Origin of the sequence: Natrinema versiforme JCM 10478, from assembly GCF_000337195.1 — an archaeon.
Classification (GTDB): domain Archaea; phylum Halobacteriota; class Halobacteria; order Halobacteriales; family Natrialbaceae; genus Natrinema; species Natrinema versiforme.
This window is the reverse complement of record NZ_AOID01000005.1, coordinates 147874-166541: the sequence shown is the minus strand read 5'-3', so window position 1 is coordinate 166541 and position 18668 is coordinate 147874. Positions and strand designations below refer to the sequence as shown.

Below are 18668 nucleotides of genomic sequence, written 5' to 3'. Positions count from 1 at the left end.
AATCCGACGAACTCTCTCGCTATCAACTTGACGCCTCGAGACTATCGCTCGCTGTGAACGGAAGTACCGCCGAGTCGGCAGCCGGCAGTCGCGCATTCGGGAGCCACGACGGAAGCGCGCGACCGCGTACCTTTTTGCAACGCTCTCGAAAAGGCTAGCCATATGGTCGACGTCCTCGACAACAAGCGGGCCGCAACGCGATTTCGGATCCTCGTCCAGATCGCCGAGCGCCAGCCCGCGGTCAGCCAGGGGGAGATCGCCGGGGAAGTCGGCGTGACGAGTCAGGCAGTCAGCGAATATATCCGCGAACTCGTCGACGACGGACTCGTCGAGAAGGAAGGCCGCTCGCGCTATCGCGTCACCCGCGAGGGCGTCGACTGGCTCTTTCGGGCCGCAGACGACGTCCGGCGGTTCGCAGATCACGTCACCGGGGACGTCCTGGGTGCGATGAGCGAGGACGCATACATCGCGTCCGCGGACATCGAGGAAGGCGAAACCGTCTCGCTGTCGGTCGAGGACGGTCTGCTCCACGCCGTGCCGGGCAGCGAGGGGCCCGCGACCGGGATCGCGACCACCGACGCCGCGGCCGGCACCGACGTGGGCGTCACCAGCTTCGAGGGCGTCATGGAACTCGACCCCGGCTCCGTCACCGTCCTCCAAGTCCCCTCGATCCGAACCGGCGGGAGCCGCGCGATCGACGACGACACCGTCACCGAGGCCTGCGACGAGGCCGACATTGTCGTCGCCGCCGGCGTCGAAGCCGTCGTCGCCTGTCGGCAGGCCGGCACCGATCCCGACGTCACCTTCGCCGTCGGCGACGTCGCGGCCGACGCCGCGAACCACGGCCTCGAGGTGACCGCCGTCGCCACGACCGACGCCGTCGGCCGGGTCACCGACGCGCTTCGGGATGCCGATGTCTCCTACGAAGTGCTCGAGGGGTAGCTGCCGCCGATCGCTGCCGAGACGCCCCGCCCTCGAGGGCGTACAACGGCAGTCACTGTTCGATAGCGTGCTCCCGAACCGAAACCCCCCACAGTTCGGCGTCCGACGGAGTGTCGACCCATCGCTGGCCGAGCACGGTGACCGAACCCGAACGGGCCGCGACGAAACGTGAAAAACGAGACCGTTAGCCGATGTACCGCAGATCGTCGTCGGTCGGCACGTCCATCTGCTGTTGCTGTTCCATCTCTTGGATCTTGCCGATGACTTCCTCCATCTCGTCGGCCCGCTCGTCTAACGACTCGTAGTCGAGATCAAATCCGAGGACCGCCTCGAGCACCTCGAGGACCGCGCGGGCGCTTTTGGGATCGACGAGGTAGCCGCTGGTCTCGCCCATCAGGCAGGTGGCTTCGAAGCCGCGGCGCTCGCCCAGTCCGAGCAAGAGCCCGGAGACGCCGACGATGCCCCCCGCCGGCTCGTCGTCGCGGAACTCGACGCCCGCGTCCTCGAGTGCCTCGAGCAGCGACTCGTCGCTGACGGCCCCGACGACGGCGTACTCGTCGATGAGTTCGCCCGTCGGAACGCCGCCGAGCGCGTACACCTCGGTCGCGCCGAACTCCTCGGCGACGTCGAGGAAGGCGTCAGTCAGCGTGTAGTGGCCCTCGTTGCTCTGGGCCTGATGATCGCCGGTCAGCAAGAGGAGGTCACGGCCGTCCGGAACCTCGACGGCGTACACCTCCGCACAAGTCAGCGTCGAGACGCCGTCTTCGACGCTCACCTGCGGCGGGAACTCCCGTGAGTAGATGCGGCGTACGAGCGTGCTCTCTCCCTCGAGTTCCTCGAGCAGGTGCTCGACGGCGAGGTTGCCGACGTGTCCGACTCCCGGCAACCCCTCGACGAGGACGGGGTCGTCCAGTTCGACCTCGGCGACTGCGTCGATCTCGAGTTCGTCCATACCGTATCAGCGGCGGCGACGTTTAAGAGCGCGTCGGTACTCGCCGTACGGATCGTTCGGATCGAACGGAGCGGGGGCGCTGTTTGCCGTCTCGGCACCGCAGTCGGGACACGTCCCAGAAAGGGTATACACCGGGCTGTCGTGGGCCTCGCGCCACGCCGAGCAGACCCGGATGTCGGATTTCATTATTCGTCGTCGGTCCGGCGCTCACGGTGGTACTGTCCAGAGCCACCCTGGTCCGTGATCGCAGCGACCGCTCGCTGTGCGCTCTCCTCGAGCTGGGATTCGGCGGTCTTGTAGTTGGGTGCCTGGACCGTGATGCGGTACTCGGGTGCGCCGACGTAGCTCACTTCGAGGTCGACTTCCTCGGGTACCTCACCGTTGCCCTCGGCGGCTTCCAGCGCCTCGCGGATGCCGTCGACGCCGGTGTCGGTCGGGTTCTCGAGGTCGACGTAGCCGGTGACGTTGACATAGGGCACCGAGACGTTCTCGCGGGCCGTCTCGACGATGGCATCGATCTCGTCCTCTTCGAGGTCGGTGTCCTCGAGCGCTTCCTCGCCGTGGATCGCGGCCTGCTTGAAGCCCTCGTAGAGGCCGCCGTGGATGGCGATGAGTTCGTTGGCGATCGCCGTGTAGTCCTCGTCGACGATCTCCTCGCCGAAGGCGAGTTCCATCCAGTTGTCGGCCTTCTGCTCGTTTTTCCACTCCTGAATCTTGTCGGAGCGCTGGTGGTCGTTGACGTCTTTCAGCGAGAGGTCGATCTGCTGGGACTCCTCGTCGACGTCTAAGACCTTACAGACGGCGATCTGGCCCTCGCGGACGTGATCGCGAACGTTCTTGATCCAGCCGCTCGCGACTTCCGAGATGTGGATGAGGCCGCGCTTGTCCTCGTACTCCTCGAGATCGACGAAGACGCCGAAGTCTTCGATTTCGTCGATCTTGCCGACGACGAGTTCGCCGGGGTCGGGCCAGCCGCTGTACTTCATCGTGACTCGACTGTCTCGAGGATCTCGTGTTCGATCTCGGCTTTCCCGCCGGTCGGTCGCACGAGCGTCGTCCCGCAGACGGCGCAGGCGACCTCCGAGGAGGCCTTGCCGAAGACGGTCTGTTCGTTCTCGCAGTCACTGCATCGAACGTTGTAGAAATTTCCTGCCATTGGAATCACTCCTGGAACTCGAGGCGGCCGGTACGCCATCCCTCGCGGAGATGGGCCTTGCCACACTCGCTGCAGCGGTATTTGAGGTCGGTCTTCTTCGTCGGCTTCTCGCCGACCGGCACCTTCGAGAAGCGACCGGAGTTACCGATGCTCGAGGTGCTCCGCCGGGTGCGGCGAGCGTCCCATTTGAGACCACTCGAGCGGCCCGTTCGGGACTTTTCGACTTCGTGTTCGTGGTGTTCGTTGCAGTGCGGGCAGTACGTATTGAATCGGCGTGGCATCTGCATAGTTATCTCACTTGCCGTGGGCTAAGATAGCGCTGTTTAAAACCCGTTTGGTTCGTCGTCGTCGTTCACGCCGGCTGTCGTGTTGGGTAGCTCTCCAGCGGTCGTCGCTGTCGCTCGCTCCGAAGCGTTTAATCCGCTCTCCTGTGAAGCGTAGGCCATGAAGCAGCTCATCATCCACGGCGATCCCGGGATTCGAAACGGGGCGATCATCCGGTACGAAGGGGAGGAGGTGGTCTGTTTCGGGATCAACAGAAACGGCGAGTATCACGGTCCCGAGCGGGTGCAACTCTGGTGTACCGTCGGTGCCGAGGACGAGTACGAGGATTACGAGAAACGAAACTTCACGCCGCATTTCCTCGACGTCGACCGTGCCGACGCCGAGGACGTCGACGTCGTGCGAGCGAAGAGCGATCTGGCGATCTAACGGCTGATTTTCGAGCGAATACGCGGCTCCCACGCACCGATTCTCCGACCCACCCTCGAGCGAAGTGCACCTTCTGAGCCCCATAGGGCGACCGTCCCCCGTCGAACCACCCGTTGTGAACAGGACGGATATATTACATTTAAATACAGCGACCGTAAGAGCGAAACCGAAGCCGAGGACAGTGGTCGATACGCTCGAGATCGAATACGACGATGAGCAACTCCCTGTCAGAGGCCGTTCGAACGCGGATTCGTGCGCTCCGCTCGACGGCACGGTTTAGCCAGTTCGTCGGCGTCGGGACGCTCGGGGCGACCGTCGACAACGCCGTCCTCTTCCTGCTGATCCGAGGCACGGGGCTCGGTCTCTGGGGCGCGAAGCTCATCGCGTGGGAACTCGGCATCGCAGTCATCTTCGCGGTCAACGAGCAGTGGACGTTCTCGAGCCACGGCGAGAGTGGGATCGGACCACTCGCGCGGCGATTTGGCCGCTCGAACGCGGTTCGGTTCGGCGGGCTACTGGTCACCCTCGCGGTACTGACGCTGCTGACCGAGCGATTCGATGTCTGGTTCATGGCAGCGAACGTGATCGGGATCGGCGTCGGCTTCTTCGTCAACTACACCTGTGAGAGTCTCTACACGTGGCAAGTCCATCAGGAGTAGCGGTAGAAACCCGCATACGGCGACCGAATCACAACCCTTAACTAGCACACTCGGGTATGATGTGATAGCGGGATGGGATAGCCAGGAGATTCCGGCGGGCTCATAACCCGCAGACCGGTAGTTCAAATCTACCTCCCGCTACTTTTCAGGGATTCAACGACGAACGACGAGCACGGCGAGGAGTGAGTCCTGAATCCCTGAAAATACGACGAGTAGATTTGAATCAGGGAGCAGTTTCGCTGCGACCGTGGTTCAAATCTACCTCCCGCTATGTTTTGGCGCAATCAAATCCGTGAGCGCCATCCATAGCATGATTGGAGTTTGAACCGGATGGCACCCGACCGACGTGAGGGTGACAGCGTGGTTCAACTCTCCCAGACTTCTCGACGCCAGTAACAGTGGAGAACGGAGCGATGAGTACCGTATATTCTCCGTCTAGTCTCGAGACGGGATGGAGCCAGAACGGCCCGTGAGATGAGCGACCGGACGAACACAACCCTTTACCTCACGATTTCGATCTCGACCCGATCGACGAGTCCCCGGTCGTCGGCGTCCGAACGGGAGATCCCCGCGCCGATCGTGTAGGTGCCGGGATCGACGGATTCCCACTCCTCGTCGGTGACCTGAATTCGCTGTGGCCATTCCCGGCGAAACCGCTTGCGCTCGCCGCGAGCGAAGGAAAACGCCGCCGGGCGGTCGGGAACCGCTTGCGGAACCCGCGAGGCGTTCCGCAGGCCGTCGACGGTCCAGTACCAGCGGTTCGGCGACTCGGTTCGGATACGGATCGGGAACGGGAACCGATTGCGAAATTCGACGGTGATTTCGACCGACTCACCGCGCTCGTACCGCCGTTTATCCGTGGAGACATCGACGCTGATCCCGCGGTGACGAATCGCCAACGGAGTGAATGCGTGGCTGAACGCGGCCCAGTCGATCGTTCGCGGTCCCGGCTCCTCGCCATTGTCACCCTCCGGAGTGAACGGATCATCGTCTGCGCGCTCGAGCGCGCGTGACTCGTAGATCCGTCTCATGGCTGGCTCCCTCGCGCGAATCGGTCGTCGTGCTCGATCGAGGCGTCGGTTTCGGCGTCGTCCAACTCGTACCGGTCGTCGAACCGGTGGCAAGCGATCGGGTGGTGGTCCGGACCCGCCGATAGCGCCGGCTCGCTCGTCTCACAGGGCGTTTCGAACGCCGAGGCGAGGCGCTCGCGTGCGGCGTCGAGGTCGCCGGCCGCGGCGCTCTCGAGCGCGTCCGAAAGCGCGGCCTCCGCGTCGGGATCCTGCAGTCGTCGGGGGATGTCGTAGGCCTCCCTGAGTGTCGCCGTGAGATCCTCGCTCCGGTCGGGCCGAGAGCACAGCGCCTCGAGCCCCGCATCCGGGTCCGCGTCGGCGAGTCGGGTTCGAAGCGTCATGATCGCGCGGAACGCGTCTTCCTCGAGATCGTATTCCGCGGGCGGGATGACTCGCGGACAGCGAGTGTGGAACCGACAGCCCGAGGGCGGGTCGGTCGGTGACGGGACGGTTCCCTCGAGGACGATCCGGTCGCCCGCCCAGCACGGGTCGGGTTCGGGGATGGCCGACAGCAGCGCCTCGGTGTAGGGGTGGGAGGGCGAGTCGAAGACCTCGGCAGTCGTCCCGGTTTCGACGAGTTTGCCGAGATACATCACTGCGACCCGATCGGAGACGTGTTCGACTACCGAGAGGTCGTGGGCGATGAAGAGATAGGAGAGCCCGAGCTGCTCCTGCAGGTCCGACAGCAGATTGAGGATGCCCGCCTGGACGGAGACGTCAAGCGCGGACACGGGCTCGTCACAGACGATCAGTGACGGTTCGACCGCGAGCGCGCGGGCGATGCCGATCCGCTGGCGCTGGCCGCCCGAGAACTCGTGGGGGTACCGGCTCGCGTGCCCGGCCCGGAGTCCAACCGTCTCGAGCAGGTCCCGAACGCGCTCGTCGCGGCGCTCCGGCGGAACGATATCGTGGACCGAGAGGGCTTCGCCGACGATTTCGCCGACGGTTAGTTGCGGGTTCAGGCTGGCCATCGGGTTCTGGAAGACGTACTGGATCTCGGTCCGCAACTCCCGCAGTTCCGCTCGAGCGCAGTTCGTCAGTTCGGTATCGCGGTACGTGACCGTGCCGCCGGTCGGGTCGAGCAGTCCAAGCAGCGTCCGGCCGAGCGTCGTCTTCCCGCAGCCGCTCTCGCCGACCAACCCGAGCGTCTCGCCCTCGCGGATCTCGAGGTCGACGCCGTCGACCGCCCGGACCGTCTGCCCGCGGCCGAGCAACCGATCGAGAAAGCCGTCGGCGGTCGTGTAGTGTTTCTCGAGGTCGGTCGCCCGGAGGAGCGGCTCGTCGTCGCTCGCGGTCATCGCGTCTCACCGCCGCGGTCTCGGTCGGATCGGTCGGCCGGCGGCTCGTCTCGGACCTGCACCTCGTAGTCGAGTCCGTCCTCGAGGTCGCCGGTGTACTCGAGACAGGCCGCGAGGTGCGCGTCGGGCGCTGTCTCGGCCGCCGGCGTCTCCGTGTCCGCCTCGACAAGCGGCGGACTGCGTCTGGCACACGCGTCCTCAGCGTAGGGACAGCGCGGGTGGAACCGGCAGCCGGTGGGCGGATCGACGAGCGACGGGACCGTGCCAGGGACTGTCGGAAGCCGCTCGCGGTCGTCGCCGAGCCGGGGGATCGAGGCCAGTAATCCGACGGTGTAGGGGTGTTTCGGGTCGTAGTAGAGGTCTTCAACGGGCGCGCGTTCGACGATCTCCCCGGCGTACTGCACCAACACCCGATCGCACAGCTCCGCGACGATCCCGAGGTCGTGGGTGACGAGTTGGATCGCCGTGTCCGATTCCCGCGCGAGGTCCTCGAGCAACTCGAGGATGCCCGCCTGCACGGTGACATCGAGCCCGGTCGTCGGTTCGTCACAGACGAGCAGGTCGGGATCGCAGGACAACGCCATCGCGATGACGGCCCGCTGTTGCATCCCGCCGGAGAACTCGTGCGGGTAGTCCGTGTACCGCGCGGCCGGCTCCGGAATGCCGACCCGCTCGAGGAGGTCGATTGCTCGGTCGCGAGCCGCACGGTCGGACACGTCCTCGTGGACGCGGATCGCTTCGGCGATCTGTTCGCCGACGGTGTAGACCGGGTTGAGCGCCGCGTCGGCGTCCTGAAACACCATCGCAATCTCGTCGCCCCGAATCCCCCTGAGTTCGTCGGTCGAACACTCGAGGAGGTTTCGCCCGTCGAGGCGGATCTCGCCGCCGACGATCTCGCCGGGCGCTCGAATCAGGTCCAACAGCGCGAGGCTGGCGACGCTCTTGCCGGCCCCGCTCTCGCCGACCAGCCCGAGCGCCTCGCCCCGGCGGATCTCGTAGTTGATGCCGTCGACCGCCCGGACCACGCCGTCGTCCGTGTAGAACTGAACGGTGAGATCCTCGACCTCAAGCAGCGCCATCAGCGCATCCGCCTCCGGTCGTCGCTCACGTCTCGATGGGGATCGAGCGCGTCGTTGATCCCGTCGCCCACGAGATTGATCGCCAGCACGAACAGGAAGATCGCGAGCCCGGGGAAGGCGGTGATGTGCCAGTGGCCCTGTGCGAGCGAGTCACGGCCCCGCGAGAGCATCGCGCCCCACTCGGCGCTCCCGGGCTCGAGTCCGAGTCCGAGAAAGCCGAGCGCCGCCGCGGCGAGGACGACCGTGCCGACGTTCAACGTCGCCTGCACGACGACCGGCGCGACGGCGTTCGGGACGACGTGTCGCCGGATGATTGTCCGGTCGGGGACGCCGAGCGCGCTGGCGGCCGTCACGTACTCGCGTTCGCGGACCGAGAGGATTTCGCCGCGTAACAGTCTGGCGTAGCCGATCCAGCCGGTAACGACGAGTGCAACCACCACCGTCCAGAACCCCTCGCCGAGGACCGGAATCGGCTCGAGGATCGGAACGATCGCGATCGCGAGGACCAGAAACGGGAAGGCATAGAGCACGTCGACGATCCGCATAACGACCTCGTCGACCCAGCCGCCGAAATACCCCGCGATCGCGCCGAGAGGAATTCCGACACACAGCGCCAGTAGGACGGCGACGAGGCCGATTCCCAGCGTGTAGCGCCCGCCGACGAGGACCCGGGCGAACTGGTCTCTCCCGGCCCAGTCGGTCCCGAATGGATGCTCCAACGAGGGCGGCGCGTTCGCTGGCCCGACGGCCGGCTGGTGGGGATCGTGCGGAACCAGCGAAACGGGCTGGATCGCGATCGTGTACTCCGCTGTCGAGACCTCGATCGGCCGGGCGAAGACCGCGAGCACCGCCATGACGACGATGACCGCCAGTCCGACCATCGCCGCGCGATTCCGGCGGAAGCGGTGCCACGCGTCCGCGAGGCGGTGGCGCTCCGTCCCCTCGAGTTCGGTTTCCACCGGCTCCGCCGCTCCCGTTGCCCCAGTCGCTCCCGTCGGTGATTGGGGTCCGGCATCGGTCCGCTCAGGAGAGCCGTCACTGTCGCGCTGCGACGAGTCCGCGTCGTCGAAGCCGACGATGCGAATCCGGCCGCGTTCGGTGGTGGGTCGTCGGTCACTCATGGGTTAGTATCGAATGCGGGGATCGAGGACGGCGTAGACGATGTCGACGAGCAGGTTCACGAGGACGATCGAGACGCCGATGACCAGTACGGCAGCCTGAATGACCGGATAGTTTCGCTGCAGGATCGACTGGACCATCAGTCGCCCCATGCCCGGCCACGAGAAGATCTGTTCGACGACGACGGCACCATCGACCAGAAACGCCAGCTGGAGGCCGGCAACGGTCACGACCGGGAGCAAGGAGTTCCGGAGGACGTGTTTCAGAATTACCGTTCGCTCGCGGAGCCCCTTCGCGCGTGCGGTCCTGACATAGCCCGCCTCGAGTTCCCGCAGCATCGACGAGCGGAGCAAGCGCGTGACGAGCGCGGCCGAGGCCGTTCCGAGCGTGACCGTCGGCAGGAGCATGAACTTCGCCATCGCGAGGCTCGCGAGCGGCGCGTCCGGCGGGATCACCCGGAACCAGCCCAGCCGGACGCTGAAGACCAACAGCAGCACGAGGCCGAGCCAGAAGTTCGGCGTCGCGATCCCGGCGAGTGCGGCGACCCTGCTGAGTTCGTCGGCCGGTTCGCCCCGCTTGACCGCGGCGACGATGCCCGCTGGGATCCCGATCGCGAGCGCGAGCAGCCACGCGGCCCCGCCAAGCGCCAGCGTCGCGGGGAGCCGCCGCCCGATCGTCGCCGCGACGCTCCGCCCGGTGACCGGCGACCGCCCGAACTCGAGCGTGAGCGCATCCCGCAGCCACAGCAGGTACTGCTCCCACACCGGGCGATCGAGGTGGTATTCGGCTCGAATCGAGGCCTCGGTCTCGGGGCTCACGCTCTGGTAGCCGATGATCGCGTCGACCGGATCGCCCGGCAGCGCGTGCAGAAACGAGAACGTCAGCACGGTCACGCCCAGGAGGACCGGAACGGCGACCAGCAGTCGCGTGAGGACGTATCTTCCGAGGGACATGTGTGAGTCAGTCCGGACGGACGTATTCGTCGGCGATCCGCTCTCGAAACTCCTCGTCGGCGTAGGTCTCGAGCAGCGGCGAGATCGGCGTGTAGGCCGGTTGCCCGAGGCCGTGATAGACGTTTTCGACGATCGTTTCGCGGGGGATCAGCATGTTACAGCCCCGGCGGACCTGCGCGTTGGAAAACGGCTCGCGATAGAGCGGATAGATCACCAGATCGAATCCGCCGCCGACGTGCCGATCGACGCCGTACGCGGCGTCGCGCTCGAGGTCCGCGAGACTCGCCGACGGCACGCCGTCACTGAAGTCGATATCGCCGGCCTCGAGCGCGCCCTGTCGAGCGGCCGCTTCCGTGATGATCTCGAGGGTCACGGTTTCGATCGGTGCCGGGGCCGGGACCGTCTCGTCGCCGTCGAACCAGTAGTCCGCAAACCGCGTCAGCCGCCAGTGGTCGCCCGACTGGTAGTCGTCGAACCGGTAGGGACCGGTGCCGACCGGCCGCGACGCGAGGTCGAGGTCGCCGTCGATCGCCGCCATCGGGACGATCGGGAGGTCGAACAGTCGCTGTTCGAAGGGGCCGTACTCCCGCCAGCAGCGGACGTCGATCGTGTAGTCGTCGACGATCTCGCTGCCGTCGTACCAGTCGGTGACGTCCGACTCCCTGGCCTCGCCCTCGTAGCGTTCGAACGAGCCCGCGACGTGTGCGGCGGTCAGTTCCTCGCCGTTGTGGAAGCGAACCCCCTCCCGAAGGGAAACCCGGTAGGTCGTCGGATCGAGCTGTGTCCAGTCCTCGGCCAACACCGGCCGGACAGTCCCGTCGAAGTCGACGCCCGTGAGGCCCTCGTAGACGAGTTGCGTCGCCCGACTCGAGGCGGTGTCGTTCATCGAGACCGGATCGGTGGCCGAAACGTCGCTACCGAGGGCACCGACGAACTCGTTGCCCTCCTCGAGGTCGGTGTAGACGCCCGCCCACGGCGCGTAGATCGCGAGGTAGGTCGNATGTGTATAAGAGACAGTCCCAGACGTGTGCCGCTTCGCTCACGCGGACGAACGATGCCGGGGAGTCGACGACCAGTTCCTCCTGTAGCTGCTGGTAGATGTCGACCCGTTCGTCCGGGGCGGTCTCCTCGAGCCCGTCGTCGATGTAGTCGTCGACGGTCTCGTTGGCGTAGTGGTTGATGTTGAGCCCGGTTGGCGTGTGGTTGTCCGAGTGAAACAGCGTATTGACGTAGTCGTCGGGGTCCCAGCCGCCGGTCCAACTGACGATGAAGAGGGCGTTTTCCTCCTCGTCGGCCGCCGCGGTCATCATGTCGAGATAGGTCGTCCACTCGTATTCGCTGATCGAAATATCGAAGAACCCGGTGTCGTCGAGTTCGGTCGCGAGGAGCTGTGCGAACCGGCTTCGCTCGGTGTTTTCGGTGATCGCGATCGTCGTCTCGAACGGCGGCTCGACGCCGGTCACCTCGAATCCCGTCTGAATGAGTTCCTCCGCCGGGCCGTCGGCTTCGATCTCGGTACTGCGAACACAGCCCGCCAATCCGGCGATGCCGGCCGTGCCCACACCCTTCAGCAGCGACCGCCGACGCAATCGATGGCGGTCACTCGGCCCGACGCGATTCCCTGTCATCGGTACGAGGTTCAAATCGTGACGCCATATTCCTTGTGTTGGCTCGACACGGTCCCGAACGGACCGCGGAGCCGTCGGTCGAAAATGGCCGTCTGTACGGCGTGGCCGATCCAGCTTCTACGGAACTCGAGGACGACCGAAATCGAAGCTGGAGTATCGACGGAACTGACTGTCAGTGGTCGCCGTCCTCGTCGACGATGACGACCTCGCCGTCGACGACATCGACGTTGATCAGCGTCTTGACGTCGTAGCCCGCGTCGTCGACCTTGTTCTCGCCGCCGACCTTCTTGATGACCGCAACCGTGTCGACGACCTCCGCGCCGATCTCGTCGAGGGCCGTGAGCACCGCCGCGAGCGTGCCGCCGGTCGAGAGCACGTCGTCGAGGACGAGCACACGTTCGCCCTCGCGTACGTCGTTGATGTACATCTCGTTTTCCGAATAGCCGGTCTTCTGCGAGATCTCGACCTCGTCGTCGAGGCCGTACTGGCGCTTGCGGATGACCGTCAGCGGGATGTCGGTCATCAGCGAGACCGCCGTCGAGATGTGAATGCCCATCGCCGCGGGCGTGACGATCCGGTCGACCTCATCGAGTTCGGCCTTCCGGATGATTCGGATGACGATCTCGCGCAGGAGGGTCGGATCGAGTTTCGGAACGCCGTCGCTGATGGGGTGGACGAAGTAATGGTAGCCGTTCTTCTCGATGATCGGGGCCTCGAGGAGCGACTGCTTCAGTTGATCCATGCCGTGGGTCGGTCGGTAGCGGAGTAAAAGTTGACGATCCGAGCGACGTGCAGTCACCTGCGAACGTCCCACATTCGGAGCGGCGACTCGATCGATCCGAAGTCGGTTCGTGCGGTACACTCGAGTCGGCGTCGAACGCCGCCGATCGACCGGTCGACGTGCTCGAGGCCGTCAGCGCTACTTGTCGGTCCCGTAGCTGAGTTCCGGCGGCTGATCGCCGTGGCCCAGACGCATGTTCCGTTCGTGGTAGACGTGTGCGACTGCGGTGAGCGTGAACGTGGCCGCGACGATGGCCGTCCACGACAGGTTCGACAGGACCGTCAGCGGGTAGATCCCCAGCCAGAGCGCGGCGACCAGCGCGCAACTGATCGCGCCGAGCGAGAGGTACAGTTCCCGCCACGCGAACTCGCGGCCGGGAACAATCTCGAGGTAGACGCTGATGTCCTGCGTTCGCTCGGTCCCCTCGATGACGCCCTGATCGGAGTCGAAACAGAGGATGCCGGCGGCGTCCATTTTCGGGAGGTGGGTCTGCTGGAGGGTCGTATAGACGCGTTTGCGCTGTGCCGGCGTCACACCCTCGAGGGTCGTGTCGTACTCCCAGGCGGCGACCTGTTGGGCTAGATCGCCGAGTTCGACCGGCCGGTGGTCCTGCTTGAGATACTGGAGGACGTAGCGCCGTCGCTGATTCCGGAGGACTTCGAAGATCTCGCCTTTGGAGAGCGATTCGTCGGTGTCGGCCTCGGCGTCCGGGGTGTCGGCCTCGGCATCGGCCGCGTCACCCTCGCCGGCCGCGGTGGCGTCGTCGGAATGCTGTCGTTGTGCCACCTCGATCACCTCGAGTCGCCGGCCGCCGCCGTCGCATACAAACCCGCATCCGGTCGTCTATCCATTACGTCGGTCGGATGAACCCCACCCATATAATTCTCCTGACGGCCCGCTCGCTCAGTCGGCCGCCGCGGAACCGCACACCGCGGCGATCGAATCGGCGATTTCGCCGCCCAGCCCCGCCTTCGTCCCCTCGTAGCGGGCGGCGTCGGTCGCGTGGACCAGCAGCGCTTTCGTCGCGTCTGCACCCATCACGCTCGCGTCGTTGGCGACGACGAAGGCCAGCCCGGCCCGCTCGAGGGCCTCCCTCGCCCGCTCGATCATGGCTCCCTCGTCGCCGGACGTTTCGGTCTTGAAGCCGACGATGGGGAGGTCGGGGTACTGGGAGCGGATCTCGTCGATGAGCTTCGGCGTCGGCTCGAGGTCGAGCGTGAGCCGCTGTCCCGAGCGGATCTTCTCGGCGCTCTCCTCGACGGTGTAGTCGCCGATCGCGGCCGCCGAGACGAGCGCGTCGGCCTCGGTACAGGCCTCCCGTGTCGCCTCGAGCATCTCCGCGGCGCTCTCGACCGCGCGGACGTCGGCGTAGGGGACATCCGACCCGTCGTGGACGAGCGTGATGTCTGCCCCGCGGACGTAGCAGGCTTTCGCGACCGCGCGCCCCATCTTCCCCGACGAGCGGTTCGTGATGACTCGAACCGGGTCGATCGACTCGCTGGTCGCCCCGCTGGTGATGACGACGCGCTCGCCATCGAGCGACCGGTCGCCGGCCGCGCGGGCCGTCTCGCAGACGATCGCCTCCTCGCTGGCGATCTTGGCCTTGCCCTCCTCGAGCCGCGGGTCGACGAAGTCGACGCCCCATTCCTCGACGGTCTCGATTGCCTCGAGCACGCCGGGGTGGTCGTACATCGGTTCGTGCATGGCCGGCGCGATCACGACCGGCGTCTCGGCACCGAGCGCGGTGGTCGCACACGTGGTGACCGGCGTATCGTCGACAGCGCCGGCGATCTTGCCGACCGTATTGGCCGTCGCGGGCGCGATCAGGAACACGTCCGCCCAGCCGTCGTAGCCACAGAGGTCGACGTGTTCGACGCTGCCCGTGATTTCCGTGACGACCTCGTTCTCGGTCGCGAACTCGACGGCCCACGGGTGGATAATTCCCTGTGCGCTGTCGGTCATCACCCCGCGAACCGTCGCACCCTGCCGTCGCAACTCGTGGGCCAGTTCGACCGTCTTGACGGCCGCGATCGACCCCGTCACCCCGAGCGCGACGTTGACTCCCTCGAGCATTCAGTCACAGTTCGCGCGTGGCCGGTTTATCAGTACCGCCATCGCTATCGGCGTCACCGTCGGCATCGACCTCGGCCGTCGACACAGCTCCGGCGGCCGCCGGCGATCGACCCGGTTGGCCACGCGCCCGAAGACGATCGCCCCCGGTGCGCCGATGCTCGCCGCCGTTGCAGCCAGCACGCCGAGGTGGACCGGCGACGCGCCGAGCAGGACGATGTAGAGCGGCACCAGTAGCGACGCCCCCCGAACGCGACCGAGCCGAGCCCCCACGCCGTCAGCCAGCGGTCCGTCATGTCCCACCGCTCCCGCGCGAACGGGTAAACAGTGGTGATCTGTCGACCGAGCCGCGGTCAACTCGCGCTCGAGTCGGGAGCGTCCCGACGCCGCGTTAGAGTACCGCCGCGAAGCCGCCGACCACGCCCAGCGTGACGACGAGCCGGCCGAGGCTCCCGAGGAACGTCGCGAGCGCGAATTTCGGATAATCCTTCTCGAGGATGGCGAAGGCGTATATCGAGATCGTATCTGGGAAAAACGGAACGGAAAGGGCGATCGCGAGCCCGCCGTAGCCGTACTGCTGTGCGAGCCGCACCGACCGGGCCTCCGACCACGCGAGGACATCCCACCGGGACTGGCGCAACCACCGCGTGATCGGCCCGGATTGCTTGACCTCCTGTCCGAGATGAAACGCGACCACGCTGCCGGCGGCCTTGCCGGTCGCGCTGACGAGCATGATACTCGAGAGGCGGAGCCACGGCGGGAAGCCGAGGTCGAGCGGCGCGAGGAGGACGACTTCGCTGGGACCCGGGAGCGCGAACGCGATCAGAAACGAGTAGCCGAAGACGATTCCCATGCCGGGCCAGCCGGTGGCGGACTCGACGAGCGCTTCGCCGCTGCCGGCGAGGACGCCGCCCAGTGCGTCGAACGCGAGTATCGATGTGATCGGGAGTGTGGTGAGCATTATCGAAGTTTCGGTCGGTTCGCGGGTTGCGGTCGGTTCGCGGATCGTGCGGCGTCGGTCGGAGGTCGGCCGGTCCGGTCGAGCGATGCCCCGGCCATCACTACCCCCACGTCCAGCGGGCGTCGAGTACGTACCGGTATACTCCGCTGAGGACGATTGCGAGGGCGTTTGCGAGCAGGTACGGGATGTTTCCCCACTCGACGAAGCCGAAGAGGACGCCCAGCTGGATCGGGATCGCCGTCCCGCGGACGACGTTCGTCTTGAGCAGGCCGACGAGATACTCGCTGGTTCCGGTGTTCCGGCTCGCTTGGAACGTCCACGCGTTGTTCAGAACGTACGAGAGGACGATCGTCACCTCGATCGCCAGGACCGCACCGAGCAGGTAGTGCAGGCCGATGCTGTCGACGAATGCCCACAGCAACACCAGTTGCACTCCGGCGGCGATGGCCCCGACGATGACGAACCGACGCAACTGGCGTGCGAACGGGCCGTCGACGAGACCGCGCAGGAACGAGCGGATCATCTAGCGGTAGCCGAGTGCCGACAACCGGGCCTCGAGGTCCTCGTCGACGTCCTCGTCGTCGGGCGTCGCTTCGGCGTCTCGTTCTCGTATCGTCTTTGCATGGGCAGTAGCGATCGGCTCGAACGATTCGATAACATCCTGTTGATCCGGGGTCGGATCGGTCGCGAGATTCGTCTGCTGGGTCGAATCGTCCGGACGGGAGTACAGTTCCTGGTCACCCGTGTCAACGTTTTCGATGTAGGTCCAGTCCCGATCCCGAACGCTGACGAGGAGATCGCCGTCGGCCAGCGACCGCGGAATCGGCTGTTTCGTCACCGATTCGCCGCGGACGGTGACCGAGACGACCGGCTCGTCGGCCGGCTCGTCGCCGTCGCGGACGCTCGGCACGAGGCTGTCGCCGGTCCACGAGTCCGGGGTGTCGGCATCCAGCAGGTCGGTAATCGTCGGCGCGATCGAATCGAGCCCCACCTGCCCGTCGATTCGTCCGCCGTCGGCACCGGGAACGTCGACGATGAGCGGCACCTGAATCAGTTCGTCGTAGAGCTTCGGATAGTGGGCGAGGTGGCCGTGTTCCTGAAACTCCTCGCCGTGGTCGCCGGCCACGACGACGGCCGTGTCGTCGTCGAGCCCGTTCGACGACAGCGTCTCGAGGAGGCGTCCGATGCTCGCGTCGACCTGCCGAACCGCCGCCTGATAGAGCGTTCGCAGGTCCGAGCGGGTTCGGTCGCTGACGTCCCACCCGAGCCCGGTCCGCGTGTGAGCGAGCAACATCCTGTGGGTGCCGAGGCGATCGGAGGACACCTCGCGGATGTACCGCGGTGCGGGGACGTACGGCGTGTGGGCGTCCATGTAGTGAACCCAGAGGAAAAACGGGGACGACGCCTCCTCCATAAACGAACTCGCGGCGTGTTCGACGTCGAACATCCGCGAGGTGTCAAGGAACGGTCGGTCGTCGGTCTCGCGGCGGAGCCACGAGCCGGCGCGACGAACCGGCGAGGCAGCCAACTGGAGCCACGCCTCGACAGTCGGGTGTGTCGCGAGGTAGCGACTGTAGACGCTCGAGCCCACGTTCGCGACGAACGAGTCGAATTCGTCGAAGCCGTCGTCGTACCCCCAGTGGGTCGTGAGGAAGCCGTTAGCGGCGTTGAAGCCCCCGGTCTCGATCTCTTCGTCCGACAACGCCTCCGCGAGCGTCGTCGATTCCTCGACGCCGATCCCGCCGCTGTCGGCGAACACGGGCCGCGAGGAAAGGATCGACGGAAACGAGAACGGGGTCCAGTTTCCGGTCGCGAAAGCCCGATCGAAGACGGTGCCACTGTCGGCGATCGAATCGATCACGGGCGTGTGCCGGTCGGCGTCGTACGGGCTAACGGCGTCGGCCCGTAACGAGTCGACCGTGACCAGTACAACGTTCGAAACTTCGTTCGTAGATGACATCTTTGTTCGGTTCGTCTCGTCGAACGGCTCCGGACCGATGCTCGAGCGAGTTCCACCGAGCGCGACAGAAGCGTCGAGCAGGGTCCCCTTCGCCGGCCCGTTCGCGCTGATGGAATAATACGATACGGACGAATCAGTGTGATATCGAAATGAGAGTTTCGGTATTCGTGAGTTCGAGACTGTCAGTTGACACGACCGGTTCTCGAGTCGCGCCGACGGTTCGGTAGTCGGGAGAACGGCGGACTCTCCCGACGCGAATCCCCCGCCGGGACGGGTCTGTAGCGTTAAGTAACCCCCACACCATGTGCCGGTATGACCGTTGCAATTCTCGCTCACGAGAAGTTCCCGGACCGGGCGAAGACCGCGCTCGGCGTCCTCAGATACGCCGACCACGACGTCACCGCGGTACTCGATCGGGACACCGCCGGACGACGCGTCGCCGATTTCGTCCCCGACGTCCAGGACGCGCCGATCGTCGCCGGGATGGACGACCTCGAGCCCGACGCCGTCGACACCCTCCTGATCGGGATCTCGCCGATCGGCGGCGAGTTCGACGAGAGCTGGCGCGACGACGTTCGGACGGCACTCGAGCACGGCTGTGACGTGATCTCGGGACTGCACTACTTCCTCGCCGAGGACGAGGAGTTCGCGCGGCTGGCGGCCGAGAACGGCTGCGAGATCCGCGACGTCCGGAACCCGCCCGCCGACCTCTCGGTCAGCGAGGGGATCGCCGGCGAGGTCGACGCCGACGTAATTCTCACCGTCGGCACGGACTGCTCGGTCGGCAAGATGACGACGACGATGGAGCTGGCCCGCGACGCCCGCGCGGCCGGCCACGACGCCGCCGTGATCCCGACCGGCCAGACCGGCATCATGATCGAGGGCTGGGGCAACCCGATCGACCGCGTCGTCAGCGACTTCACCGCGGGCGCGGTCGAGGAGATGATCCTCGAGAAAGGCGACGAGCACGACTACCTGTTCGTCGAGGGGCAGGGCAGCATCGTTCACCCGGCGTACTCGCCGGTCACGCTGGGTATCCTCCACGGCTCGATGGCGGACAAACTGGTCCTCTGTCACGAGGCCGGGCGCGAGGCGATCCACGGCTACGAGTCGTTCTCGCTGCCGTCGATCCCGACCTACGTCGACCTCTACGAGAGCGTCGCCGCGCCGGTTGCCGACAGCGAGGTCGTCGCCGGCGCGCTGAACACGGCCGGGCTGGACGACGCGGCGGCCCGCGAGGCCGTCGAAGACTACGCCGACACCCTCGGTGCGCCCGCGACCGACGTGATCCGCTTCGATACCGACGACCTGCTCGAGGAACTGCTCTAG

At 65.9% G+C, this 18668-nt stretch carries 21 protein-coding genes, 1 tRNA gene and 1 pseudogene; 5 read left to right on the top strand and 18 right to left on the bottom strand.

What is annotated here, in order from left to right; all coding sequences use genetic code 11:
- Nucleotides 1–162 precede the first annotated feature (162 nt).
- A complete protein-coding gene (locus tag C489_RS01705) occupies nucleotides 163–942 on the top strand; it encodes a DUF7839 domain-containing protein (protein WP_006429379.1) in 780 nt (259 codons plus the stop codon).
- Between the two features lie 184 nt (nucleotides 943–1126).
- Here the strand turns inward: C489_RS01705 and C489_RS01700 are convergent, their stop codons facing one another.
- From C489_RS01700 to C489_RS01680, 5 genes are read right to left on the bottom strand one after another with little or no spacing between them, the layout of a single operon-like run.
- On the bottom strand, nucleotides 1127–1894 hold the full coding sequence (locus tag C489_RS01700; protein WP_006429378.1) for a proteasome assembly chaperone family protein: 768 nt from the start codon (nucleotides 1892–1894) through the stop codon (nucleotides 1127–1129).
- A gap of 6 nt (nucleotides 1895–1900) precedes the next feature.
- Nucleotides 1901–2080 carry an RNA-protein complex protein Nop10 gene (locus C489_RS01695; protein ID WP_006429377.1) on the bottom strand — a complete coding sequence of 60 codons (180 nt, stop codon included), beginning with the start codon at nucleotides 2078–2080 and terminating at the stop codon, nucleotides 1901–1903.
- Nucleotides 2080–2880 carry a translation initiation factor IF-2 subunit alpha gene (locus tag C489_RS01690; RefSeq protein ID WP_006429376.1) on the bottom strand — a complete coding sequence of 267 codons (801 nt, stop codon included), beginning with the start codon at nucleotides 2878–2880 and terminating at the stop codon, nucleotides 2080–2082. The genes C489_RS01695 and C489_RS01690 overlap by 1 nt, the downstream gene beginning before the upstream one ends.
- Nucleotides 2877–3050 (bottom strand): 30S ribosomal protein S27e, encoded by a 174-nt coding sequence (locus C489_RS01685; protein WP_006429375.1) that lies wholly within the window; start codon nucleotides 3048–3050, stop codon nucleotides 2877–2879. The genes C489_RS01690 and C489_RS01685 overlap by 4 nt, the downstream gene beginning before the upstream one ends.
- 5 nt (nucleotides 3051–3055) lie before the next feature.
- On the bottom strand, nucleotides 3056–3337 hold the full coding sequence (locus C489_RS01680; protein ID WP_006429374.1) for a 50S ribosomal protein L44e: 282 nt from the start codon (nucleotides 3335–3337) through the stop codon (nucleotides 3056–3058).
- A gap of 157 nt (nucleotides 3338–3494) precedes the next feature.
- Between C489_RS01680 and C489_RS01675 the strand changes: the two genes are divergently transcribed.
- The 3 genes from C489_RS01675 (at nucleotide 3495) to C489_RS01665 (ending at nucleotide 4561) form a co-directional block, all read left to right on the top strand.
- Nucleotides 3495–3761, top strand: a complete 267-nt coding sequence (locus tag C489_RS01675) for an HAH_0734 family protein (RefSeq protein ID WP_006429373.1) — start codon at nucleotides 3495–3497, stop codon at nucleotides 3759–3761.
- A 212-nt stretch (nucleotides 3762–3973) separates the two neighbouring features.
- Complete coding sequence (locus tag C489_RS01670) at nucleotides 3974–4420, top strand: GtrA family protein (RefSeq protein ID WP_006429372.1); 447 nt, start codon at nucleotides 3974–3976, stop codon at nucleotides 4418–4420.
- Between the two features lie 66 nt (nucleotides 4421–4486).
- Nucleotides 4487–4561, top strand: a tRNA-Met gene (locus C489_RS01665).
- Between the two features lie 359 nt (nucleotides 4562–4920).
- Here the strand turns inward: C489_RS01665 and C489_RS01660 are convergent.
- From C489_RS01660 to C489_RS01600, 13 genes and pseudogenes are all read right to left on the bottom strand, one after another.
- Complete coding sequence (locus C489_RS01660) at nucleotides 4921–5451, bottom strand: hypothetical protein (RefSeq protein WP_006429371.1); 531 nt, start codon at nucleotides 5449–5451, stop codon at nucleotides 4921–4923.
- Entirely contained in the window at nucleotides 5448–6788 is a 1341-nt protein-coding gene (locus tag C489_RS01655) for an ABC transporter ATP-binding protein (protein WP_006429370.1), read from the bottom strand. Before C489_RS01655 ends, C489_RS01660 begins: the two co-directional genes overlap by 4 nt.
- Nucleotides 6785–7867: an ABC transporter ATP-binding protein gene (locus tag C489_RS01650; RefSeq protein ID WP_006429368.1), complete on the bottom strand. Its 1083-nt coding sequence runs from the start codon at nucleotides 7865–7867 to the stop codon at nucleotides 6785–6787. Before C489_RS01650 ends, C489_RS01655 begins: the two co-directional genes overlap by 4 nt.
- Nucleotides 7867–8988, bottom strand: coding sequence for an ABC transporter permease (locus C489_RS01645; protein WP_006429367.1), 1122 nt, complete (start codon nucleotides 8986–8988; stop codon nucleotides 7867–7869). Before C489_RS01645 ends, C489_RS01650 begins: the two co-directional genes overlap by 1 nt.
- 3 nt (nucleotides 8989–8991) lie before the next feature.
- On the bottom strand, nucleotides 8992–9939 hold the full coding sequence (locus tag C489_RS01640; protein WP_006429366.1) for an ABC transporter permease: 948 nt from the start codon (nucleotides 9937–9939) through the stop codon (nucleotides 8992–8994).
- A 7-nt stretch (nucleotides 9940–9946) separates the two neighbouring features.
- Complete coding sequence (locus C489_RS22500) at nucleotides 9947–10825, bottom strand: ABC transporter substrate-binding protein (RefSeq protein WP_239642018.1); 879 nt, start codon at nucleotides 10823–10825, stop codon at nucleotides 9947–9949.
- 914 nt (nucleotides 10826–11739) lie between these two features.
- Nucleotides 11740–12309, bottom strand: a complete 570-nt coding sequence (hpt, locus tag C489_RS01630; protein WP_006429365.1) for a hypoxanthine/guanine phosphoribosyltransferase — start codon at nucleotides 12307–12309, stop codon at nucleotides 11740–11742.
- Nucleotides 12310–12486: 177 nt separating this feature from the next.
- Nucleotides 12487–13143, bottom strand: coding sequence for a DUF7344 domain-containing protein (locus C489_RS01625; protein ID WP_006429364.1), 657 nt, complete (start codon nucleotides 13141–13143; stop codon nucleotides 12487–12489).
- Nucleotides 13144–13251: 108 nt separating this feature from the next.
- Nucleotides 13252–14421: a bifunctional phosphopantothenoylcysteine decarboxylase/phosphopantothenate--cysteine ligase CoaBC gene (gene coaBC / locus C489_RS01620; RefSeq protein WP_006429363.1), complete on the bottom strand. Its 1170-nt coding sequence runs from the start codon at nucleotides 14419–14421 to the stop codon at nucleotides 13252–13254.
- A 93-nt stretch (nucleotides 14422–14514) separates the two neighbouring features.
- Nucleotides 14515–14714: pseudogene (locus C489_RS20570) on the bottom strand (MFS transporter); the annotation flags it as partial.
- 95 nt (nucleotides 14715–14809) lie between these two features.
- Nucleotides 14810–15379 carry a YqaA family protein gene (locus C489_RS01610; RefSeq protein ID WP_006429361.1) on the bottom strand — a complete coding sequence of 190 codons (570 nt, stop codon included), beginning with the start codon at nucleotides 15377–15379 and terminating at the stop codon, nucleotides 14810–14812.
- Between the two features lie 100 nt (nucleotides 15380–15479).
- Complete coding sequence (locus C489_RS01605; RefSeq protein ID WP_006429360.1) at nucleotides 15480–15902, bottom strand: GtrA family protein; 423 nt, start codon at nucleotides 15900–15902, stop codon at nucleotides 15480–15482.
- A complete protein-coding gene (locus tag C489_RS01600) occupies nucleotides 15903–17339 on the bottom strand; it encodes a sulfatase (protein WP_049890491.1) in 1437 nt (478 codons plus the stop codon).
- A 312-nt stretch (nucleotides 17340–17651) separates the two neighbouring features.
- Here C489_RS01600 and C489_RS01595 point away from each other — a divergent pair, with 312 nt between their 5' ends.
- Entirely contained in the window at nucleotides 17652–18668 is a 1017-nt protein-coding gene (locus C489_RS01595) for a DUF1611 domain-containing protein (protein ID WP_049890490.1), read from the top strand.

What these genes read in the sequence shown, in the direction of transcription:
- C489_RS01645 (WP_006429367.1), bottom strand. Translation starts at nt 8,988, where the DNA reads ATGAGTGACCGACGACCCACCACCGAACGCGGCCGGATTCGCATCGTC.
- C489_RS01605 (WP_006429360.1), bottom strand. Translation starts at nt 15,902, where the DNA reads ATGATCCGCTCGTTCCTGCGCGGTCTCGTCGACGGCCCGTTCGCACGC.
- C489_RS01600 (WP_049890491.1), bottom strand. Translation starts at nt 17,339, where the DNA reads ATGTCATCTACGAACGAAGTTTCGAACGTTGTACTGGTCACGGTCGAC.
- C489_RS01705 (WP_006429379.1), top strand. Translation starts at nt 163, where the DNA reads ATGGTCGACGTCCTCGACAACAAGCGGGCCGCAACGCGATTTCGGATC.
- C489_RS01640 (WP_006429366.1), bottom strand. Translation starts at nt 9,939, where the DNA reads ATGTCCCTCGGAAGATACGTCCTCACGCGACTGCTGGTCGCCGTTCCG.
- C489_RS01610 (WP_006429361.1), bottom strand. Translation starts at nt 15,379, where the DNA reads ATGCTCACCACACTCCCGATCACATCGATACTCGCGTTCGACGCACTG.
- coaBC (WP_006429363.1), bottom strand. Translation starts at nt 14,421, where the DNA reads ATGCTCGAGGGAGTCAACGTCGCGCTCGGGGTGACGGGGTCGATCGCG.
- C489_RS01660 (WP_006429371.1), bottom strand. Translation starts at nt 5,451, where the DNA reads ATGAGACGGATCTACGAGTCACGCGCGCTCGAGCGCGCAGACGATGAT.
- C489_RS01695 (WP_006429377.1), bottom strand. Translation starts at nt 2,080, where the DNA reads ATGAAATCCGACATCCGGGTCTGCTCGGCGTGGCGCGAGGCCCACGAC.
- C489_RS22500 (WP_239642018.1), bottom strand. Translation starts at nt 10,825, where the DNA reads ATGAACGACACCGCCTCGAGTCGGGCGACGCAACTCGTCTACGAGGGC.
- C489_RS01655 (WP_006429370.1), bottom strand. Translation starts at nt 6,788, where the DNA reads ATGACCGCGAGCGACGACGAGCCGCTCCTCCGGGCGACCGACCTCGAG.
- hpt (WP_006429365.1), bottom strand. Translation starts at nt 12,309, where the DNA reads ATGGATCAACTGAAGCAGTCGCTCCTCGAGGCCCCGATCATCGAGAAG.
- C489_RS01650 (WP_006429368.1), bottom strand. Translation starts at nt 7,867, where the DNA reads ATGGCGCTGCTTGAGGTCGAGGATCTCACCGTTCAGTTCTACACGGAC.
- C489_RS01670 (WP_006429372.1), top strand. Translation starts at nt 3,974, where the DNA reads ATGAGCAACTCCCTGTCAGAGGCCGTTCGAACGCGGATTCGTGCGCTC.
- C489_RS01690 (WP_006429376.1), bottom strand. Translation starts at nt 2,880, where the DNA reads ATGAAGTACAGCGGCTGGCCCGACCCCGGCGAACTCGTCGTCGGCAAG.
- C489_RS01595 (WP_049890490.1), top strand. Translation starts at nt 17,652, where the DNA reads ATGACCGTTGCAATTCTCGCTCACGAGAAGTTCCCGGACCGGGCGAAG.
- C489_RS01700 (WP_006429378.1), bottom strand. Translation starts at nt 1,894, where the DNA reads ATGGACGAACTCGAGATCGACGCAGTCGCCGAGGTCGAACTGGACGAC.
- C489_RS01675 (WP_006429373.1), top strand. Translation starts at nt 3,495, where the DNA reads ATGAAGCAGCTCATCATCCACGGCGATCCCGGGATTCGAAACGGGGCG.
- C489_RS01680 (WP_006429374.1), bottom strand. Translation starts at nt 3,337, where the DNA reads ATGCAGATGCCACGCCGATTCAATACGTACTGCCCGCACTGCAACGAA.
- C489_RS01685 (WP_006429375.1), bottom strand. Translation starts at nt 3,050, where the DNA reads ATGGCAGGAAATTTCTACAACGTTCGATGCAGTGACTGCGAGAACGAA.